This window comes from Deinococcus marmoris, from assembly GCF_001949125.1.
GTDB lineage: Bacteria > Deinococcota > Deinococci > Deinococcales > Deinococcaceae > Deinococcus > Deinococcus marmoris_A.
Window position 1 is genome coordinate 1 of sequence record NZ_MSTI01000059.1, and the last position, 7,106, is coordinate 7,106.

Annotated in this window: 5 protein-coding genes and 1 pseudogene; 2 read left to right on the plus strand and 4 right to left on the minus strand. The window is 63.8% G+C overall.

The genetic code is table 11. From position 1 onward, the window contains the following. A pseudogene (locus BOO71_RS08470) lies at positions 1-138 on the plus strand (cold shock domain-containing protein); the annotation flags it as partial. Positions 139-908: 770 nt separating this feature from the next. On the opposite strand, the gene BOO71_RS08475 reads toward BOO71_RS08470, so the two are convergent. The 4 genes from BOO71_RS08475 to BOO71_RS08485 form a co-directional block, all read right to left on the minus strand. Further along, complete coding sequence (locus tag BOO71_RS08475; RefSeq protein WP_075831515.1) at positions 909-4,274, minus strand: glycosyltransferase; 3,366 nt, start codon at positions 4,272-4,274, stop codon at positions 909-911. Between the two features lie 220 nt (positions 4,275-4,494). Then, entirely contained in the window at positions 4,495-4,863 is a 369-nt protein-coding gene (locus BOO71_RS08480) for a hypothetical protein (protein ID WP_075831516.1), read from the minus strand. Between the two features lie 182 nt (positions 4,864-5,045). Further along, positions 5,046-5,222: a hypothetical protein gene (locus BOO71_RS27735; RefSeq protein ID WP_175607404.1), complete on the minus strand. Its 177-nt coding sequence runs from the start codon at positions 5,220-5,222 to the stop codon at positions 5,046-5,048. A 227-nt stretch (positions 5,223-5,449) separates the two neighbouring features. Further along, positions 5,450-6,061, minus strand: a complete 612-nt coding sequence (locus BOO71_RS08485; protein WP_075831517.1) for a MerR family transcriptional regulator — start codon at positions 6,059-6,061, stop codon at positions 5,450-5,452. A gap of 42 nt (positions 6,062-6,103) precedes the next feature. Here BOO71_RS08485 and BOO71_RS08490 point away from each other — a divergent pair, with 42 nt between their 5' ends. Next, the gene (locus BOO71_RS08490; protein ID WP_075831518.1) at positions 6,104-6,916 is read left to right on the plus strand and encodes a CPBP family intramembrane glutamic endopeptidase; all 813 of its coding nucleotides are present in this window, start codon (positions 6,104-6,106) and stop codon (positions 6,914-6,916) included. Positions 6,917-7,106: the final 190 nt, after the last annotated feature.

Here is a 7,106-nt window from a genome sequence, read left to right on the forward strand (position 1 = left end):
AACGAAGGCGACGAAGTGGAATTCGAAGTCGAAGCTGGTCAGGGCAACAAAGGCCCCCAGGCCAAGAACATCGTGGTCACGAAGGCTGGACCTGCACCTGCGTTCAACGACCGCCCTCGCCGCGACGACCGCTGGTAATCGAACCAAACTTTCAAATTGGAGAAGGGAGCCTACAAAGGCTCCCTTCTTTTTGGCGGATTCGGCTTATTGATCACCATATAATCAATGGTTCGGACAGTTTTCAGCAGGTACGCTGCCAGCAGAACGGTGTTCTTCAACCGTTGCCCGAATTAAACTCAATCCGACACCGACACCTGGATTGATATTATTTATTTGCCCTGCCAGACAGCCCTGTTGACCAATCGGAGACACATCACCTGAATACAGAGCATTCTGTGTCCAGCAGAGCCTTGGACGTCTCGCGACACCCCACTTTTTCTCCTCTCCATCCAGCACGCGACGCCACCCAAAACTGTCCGAACCATTGATAATACGGATTCCGTTTGTAACGCCGCAGGAATCGGGACAGCGCCGATCCCTCCACTCCACACCCGGAACTCGTTTTTCTCCTGCTCGCTATCGTCGCGAACAGACGCCCATGAGGACGCTGCTCGCTCCGCTCGGATTACGGGTATTTTCAACACCCTCTAATCGGAGTCCGTGTAAGATGTTGCAATTTCAGAGAATCGGAGCCACCATCGGCGCGACACGATCTTCCGTGAAGATCGTCACCGACTGCGACAAGAAGCGCAAGGATTGGCTGTCCTGCACGGCATACTGTTGACCCTTTTGCACGCGCGAACACGACACCTCACCGATCTGGTCAGACGCCTACGGCATGATCCTCTGGCCGCGCTGAACATCTTGGGAATTGGACCTGGTTGAGATAAAAGCCTGCAAGTTCGGCCCTATGATTGACTTACTTCCACCGGTGCCTGCACGTGCCCCGAGCGTTCCAGTTTGCCCCAGCCGCGCTGCTGGCCCTGGGTGGCCGCCAGTACGGCGCGGATCGCCACGTAGGACATGATCTGGCGGTAGATGAAGCGTTGTGGAATCAGCAGAGGCAGCAGGCGGCGGTCCTCATCCCGTTCCATCCAGAAGGCCAGGGCCGCCGCCGCCAGATCAATCAGGATAAACAGGCCGGTGAAGATCAGCGGGCCGCTGGCAACGAAGCCGGTGGACGGGTGCGACTGCCATTGAAACAGCCCCCACAGCAGCGACAGCACGAAGGTCAGGTCCAGCAGCGCGCCCAGCAGCGGAAAGATCACCTGGAACAACGCCACGTTGGGCAGCGTAAAAAAGCGCAGGCCGTACGCCTTGCTCCCAAAGGCCCCCTGCTGCTTCCAGACTGCCTGAAGGGTACCGAACATCCAGCGGTCGCGCTGCTTGATCAGCGCGGCCAGGGTCTCGGGGGCCTCGGTCTGGGCCAGCGCCCGCTGTTCGTAGGTCACGCGGTAGCCCGCCCGCAGCGCCCGCATGGTCAGGTCCGCGTCCTCGGCAAGGGTGTCGTGGTCAAAGCCTCCAAGTTCCAGCACCACCGCGCGCCGCCACGCCCCGATAGCCCCCGGCACCACGCTGATGGCGTTCATCTGCGCCAGCGCCCGGCGCTCCACGTTCTGCGCGGTGATGTACTCCAGCGCCTGCCAGCGCGTCAGCAGGTTCACGCGGTTGCCCACCTTGGCGTTGCCGGCCACCGCCGCCACACGGGGATCGTGGAAATGCCCGGCCAGCAGGCGCGCGGCCTCGGGGTTGATCTGGGTGTCGGCATCCAGAATCAGGACCAGTTCGGTGTCCAGTTCCTTCATGGCCTCGTTCATGGCGCGGGCCTTGCCGCCGTTGACCAGCCGCTGCAACGACACACGCGGGTGATTGCCGAAAGCGGCCTGAATAATGTCGGCGGTGCCGTCGGTGCTGCCGTCGTCCACCACATGCACGCGCAGGCCCGGCAGATCCGAGGCCAGCAGGGACGCCACGGTGGCCTCAATGACCTTGGCCTCGTTGAAGGCTGGAACGATGACGCCCATGCTGAGCAGGTCGGCCACGGCGATGTCGGGCGCAGTTCGGCGGCGAGAGATGAATTCTTTGAGCGCTAGGCCCATCAGTAGCGCCAGTCGGGCCAGGCCCAGCGCCAGCCCGATCTTGAAGACCACGCCCAGCGCGGCCCCCAGCCAGCCCAGCGCAGCAAAGTTCAGGCCGGTCACCCAGGCCACCACGCTGCCGCTTCCGACTGCGGACGGGTTGGCCTCGTCGCGCGTCAGGCCCGCGACGGCGGAGGCGGTCTGAAACTTGTAGCCCCCGGCCCTGAGCTTCTGAATGATGATCGGCAGGGCCGCCACGGTCTGCTCGCGGTTGCCGCCCGCGTCGTGCAGCAGAATGACCTGGCCCCGGCCCTCGTGGATCTGATCCATCACGCGCGCCACGATCACGCCCGTGCCAGGGGTTTTCCAGTCGTCGGGGTCAATGTTCATGTTGCTGACGTAATAGCCCAGCCGGGTGGCCGCCTCCACCACGTTGGCCTGCATGGGGGTGGTCGGCTCGGCGTCCTCGGCGTAGGGCGGGCGGAACAGCCGGGTGCTGTGGCCGGTGGCGTTTTCAATCAGGCGCTGGGTGATGTTCATTTCCAGCTCAAAGTGCTTGGGCGAGATCTGGCTGGTGTTGGGGTGCGAGAAGCTGTGACTGCCGATCTCGTGGCCCCCGTCCACCATGCGCCGCAACAGGGCCGGGTGGGCCAGTGCCTGCGTTCCGATCACAAAAAAGGTGCCGGGAACGCCCTCCCGCTCCAGAATATCCAGCATCTGCGCGGTGTACACGGCGTCCGGGCCGTCGTCAAAAGTCAGGGCCACGGCATTCTTCTCGCCCTCGCCCCAGCGTTCAATGATGTACGGCGTGGCGAAGGTTTTGGTCACGTCGTCCACGAGCAGGCCACGGGTATCGGCAGTGGTGCCGAAGGACACCAGACGTTCCCCGGACTGCGAGACCTGCTGAACTTTCAGCATCTCTCCCCCTCCCACGTAGTCCACCTGCCGGTCGGTACCGAAGGTGGACAGGCTACTCAGCACATCCTCGCCGCTCTGGTGCAGGGCGGGCCACACGCCGGGGTCCTCGCTGCCCAGCCGCCACAGCGCCACCTGTTCAATCCCCAGCGTGCGGGCCAGTTGCGCCTGGTTGTACAGACTCACGCCGTCCAGATACCACACGGTGTGCTGCGCCTCTCCCTCTTTTTCGGGAGAATAGGTGAAGGTGGGATTGAGGGTCTGGCGGTCCAGGTACGGCTGCACCCCGGACGTGCGGGCCTGCTCCAGCGCCTCCTGAAACGACACGGTGACGCCCTGGCCGGGTCCGGCCCAGTCGTAGCCGTAGCCCCCCAACGCCAGGGTCAGTTTCTCGGCAGGCACTTCCTTCAGGCGCTGGCGCAGGTGCTTCTCTATCCAACCCTGACTGGCCACCGCTCCCGGTTTGCTGCTGCCCTCATGCTCGTCGTAGGCCATCAGCACCAGCGAATCGGCATGTTTGGCGAGCTTGGCGTAGGGGAAATCGCCGTTGTTCATCGGGGCGTCGATGGTCAGCTTCTTGCCATCGGCGTGCAGCGACTCGGACAGCTTCTGGACGAACAGCAAGTAGCCCGGCACCGCTTCGGGGGCCACTTCCTCGAAATCCAGGTTGAGACCCGCGAAATTGTGTTCGCGCACCTCGGCCAGCAGGGTGTCCTGCAACGCCACGCGCTTCCCAGCGTGGGTCATCACCCCGGTCAGCGCCTCCGAATCCCACGCCTGGGTCCTGGGGTTGTAGTTGTTGATCAGCGGCATCACGGCCAGCCCCAACTTGGCGGTGCGCGCCTCGGTCAGCATGGCGAGGTTGGATGTGGGTTCTTCCAGCAGTAGCCCACCGTCCACGTCCAGATGCCACCACTCCGAGACCAGCACATCAATCTGGTTGATGTTGCGGCGCAGCGAGTCGCGGCTGCGGTGGTCCCACGCCACGTAAAAGGCCGTGGCTTCCAGCGGTGTCACCGAGGCTGCCACCCCCGGTTCGCCCACTGCCGAGTACAGCAGCCCCGGCCCCTGGCCGCCCGGCTTCAGGTTGGCCGTCTCGGTGGGCGTGTCTGCCACCAGCGATTCCAGCAGTTCGGGGATGCTGTCGCCGGTCCACAGCGCCCACACACTCAGCCCCCCACCTACCAGCAGTGCCGCCACCAGCAGACCCCCCAGCACGTTGACGCGGCGGCGGCGCTTGCCGGTGGGATCGAAGAATACGGGCGGCTGCGGTCTAGACATCAGACAACCGTATGCTCTGAATCTGATGACAGGCTGATTTTGATACTGTTTTTTAAAGGGTGAGATTTAGACGGTATTTATGCTGCGATTGAAAGTCGTTACCCTCCTCTGACCGCAGGTGCCGGGCGCGTGCAGCGGGAGCGGCCCCACTCAAGAAATTTATCCCTGCGACGTGGTGTGGTTTGAGGGTGACCCGGTTTTGCGCAGATGGAGATAAGCCTCAAGAGGCCGCCTGCACCACGCCGCCTGCCCGCGCCCGCTCGTCCAGCAGGGCGCGCTGGGCCGTGCGGCAGCCTTCCAGGAGCCGGAAGACCAGCGCGGTCACGCCCCCCGTCAGCAGGGTCCACAGCGCCGCGCCGGCCCACGGCCACGCACTCCATGGCACCGGGCGGGAGATTCGGATGGGGATCACCTGGAGGGTGGTGCCCAGGACCTTCGCCACCCACAGCGTCGTGGAAGCCGCCCAGGTTTCTGGCATGTGGACCACGATCACCTGTTCAGACTCAGGCCGGAATAGCGTGTAGCTCAGCGGCGCAGCCCCCTCGTCCAGCGCCCCCGTCAGCCGCCGGGCGTCCACCCACACCCGCACGTTGTTCCGGGACAGGGCGTAGAGCGGTCCGCCCCCTCCCGCCAGCGCACAGTGGGCCTCGCAGAAAGCGAAACGGCCAGGAGCGGTGGCCGCTCGGCAGGCCTTCCCAACGCCCGACAGCCGCGCGCTGAACAGCGTTCTACAGCCACCACCTGCGGGTAGGGACAGAGCAGTGTATCCAGCTAGGTTCCTAACGCGGCAGCGCCCATTCCTTGCCGCTCCAGGGCATCGACGGCATTCAGGACGGCTTCTTGCTGTTCCATGCGCTGCGACAGGACGCGGTGCAGGACGCGCGCGTCGGTGCCGAATGTTTCGGTCAAATGGTTGCCCGTGGAGAAGAACAAGACTGCCTGGAGCATTCACTGCACGCCGCGTAAGCGTAGGTTGGCTGCCGCTTTTGAGGTCATCTCCAGCAGCCCAGGAGAGGGCCGGGGGTCCAGCGGATGTGGCGGACGCGGCCTTGAGGGCCGGGGAAACCGTCTCGCGGCTGATCCCGGAGTCTCTGGCGAGACTGGCGCTGGACTCGCCCTGTTCTCAAGCTGTCGGACCACGGAGTCCTCCCCACGCCTCTGGTTGAGAGCTGCCCTCAACCTCCGAACTGCTTCATGGCCGCGTTCACCTGAGCCGCCATGTGCAGCGTGACCAGCAGTTGATTACTCAGGTAGGTCCCGATCACCACATCATGAACAAGAAGGGCGCGGCTGCCCCCCGTCCGGGTCAGACCGAGTTCCACCTGCGTGACCTGCTGGGCTGCGGCGAGCCAGGGGGCCAGTCCACCCGGATCAGTGGGAGCCTGGCCCGCATTCAGAACGCCGAGCAGATGCGCGAGTTGCCCAAAGACAGGCGAGCGTTCCGGCACCGTCCAGTCCAACCCGGTTAGCAGTTGTGTGGCAAGTTCCCGTTCCTGATCCGTGATCTCGCGGGAGGCCAGCACCGAAGAATGGGCCATCGCCACCAGTTGCGGGATGGGGACGGTGTCGTCGTCTGCGGCGGCCATCAGCCGCTTGACCGTGGCAATCGGGAGCTGAGCCGTATCACGCAGATTGCGAATGATTTCCAGGCGTTCGACATGGCCCGCGTCGTAGTCGGCGTCGCGCGGCCCCACGGCCTGCCCCGCAGGCAGCATTCCTTCGCGAAGGTAGTACTTGACGCTGGCGGTGCTGACCCCGCTGGTTCTGGAGAGTTCGGACATCTTCATGGCTGTTGACATTCTGCATTAGATAGTACTACTATCTACCGTATGAACAGCACAAACGGCCAGCTTTCTTCGCTCCAGACTCCCGGTTTCGGCGAGCGTCACCCGTACTGGGCCATTGCGCTGACCACGCTGGTGCTGGCCGTCCTGCTTGGCGCGGCAGGAACGGCGCTGTACCTGATGGGTTCGCAGCCTGGCGCGGCGGGCGCCGTGCAGCAGGTACAGCCCGTGACGCTGGTCTATCCGTTCTTCGCCCTGTGGCTGGCTGTGATGTTCTTCGCCCGGCGGCAGTGGAAAGCGGTCTCGCCCCAGCGGCTGAGTGGGTTCAAGGTGGACCGCTGGAGCCTGTTTCTCATCCCGCTGCTGGTGGTCACCATCAACCTGTTCAGCCAGCATCCCGCCCTGCCGCAGACCCTGACCCACTTCGCTTCCCTGATCGCGCTGGCTGGACTGGTGGGCTTCGTCGAAGAGGGGCTGTACCGGGGCCTGTTCATGAAGTGGCTGCTGCCACGCGGCGTGGTGACAGCGGTGCTGGTGTCGTCGGTGGCCTTTGCCCTGACCCACGCCCTGAACCTGCTGGGCGGGCAGAGCATGAGCGCCACAGCTTTGCAGATCGTGTTCTCGCTGCTGTTCGGCGTGGTGGCGGCCCTGCTGCGCCTGCGGGCCGGGTCACTGTTGCCATTGATGCTGTGGCACGCGGCGTTTGATCTGGTCAGCTTTCTGGGGACAGCCAGGCACGAGAACCTGGGTCTGCTGGCCCTGAACATCGCCGTGCTGGCCGTCTACGCAGGATGGCTGGCAGTGGGTAACGCCCGTAAAGCTTCTCCACTGATCAACACCCGCATTGAATTCTCGTGAACCTGTCGGCCGAAGCGATTGCTCGCCTTCTGATACGGACTCCGATTAGAGGGTGTTGAAAACACCCGTAATCCGAGTGGGAGGAGCAGCGTCCTCATGGGCGTCTGTTCGCGACGATAGCGAGCAGGAGAAAAACGGGTTCCGGGCGTGGAGTGGAGGGATCGGAACAGCGCCGATCCCTCCACTCCAC

Excerpts from the sequence above, each read along its gene's own strand:
- BOO71_RS08475 (WP_075831515.1), bottom strand. The coding sequence starts at position 4,274 with ATGTCTAGACCGCAGCCGCCCGTATTCTTCGATCCCACCGGCAAGCGC.
- BOO71_RS08490 (WP_075831518.1), top strand. The coding sequence starts at position 6,104 with ATGAACAGCACAAACGGCCAGCTTTCTTCGCTCCAGACTCCCGGTTTC.
- BOO71_RS27735 (WP_175607404.1), bottom strand. The coding sequence starts at position 5,222 with ATGCTCCAGGCAGTCTTGTTCTTCTCCACGGGCAACCATTTGACCGAA.
- BOO71_RS08485 (WP_075831517.1), bottom strand. The coding sequence starts at position 6,061 with ATGAAGATGTCCGAACTCTCCAGAACCAGCGGGGTCAGCACCGCCAGC.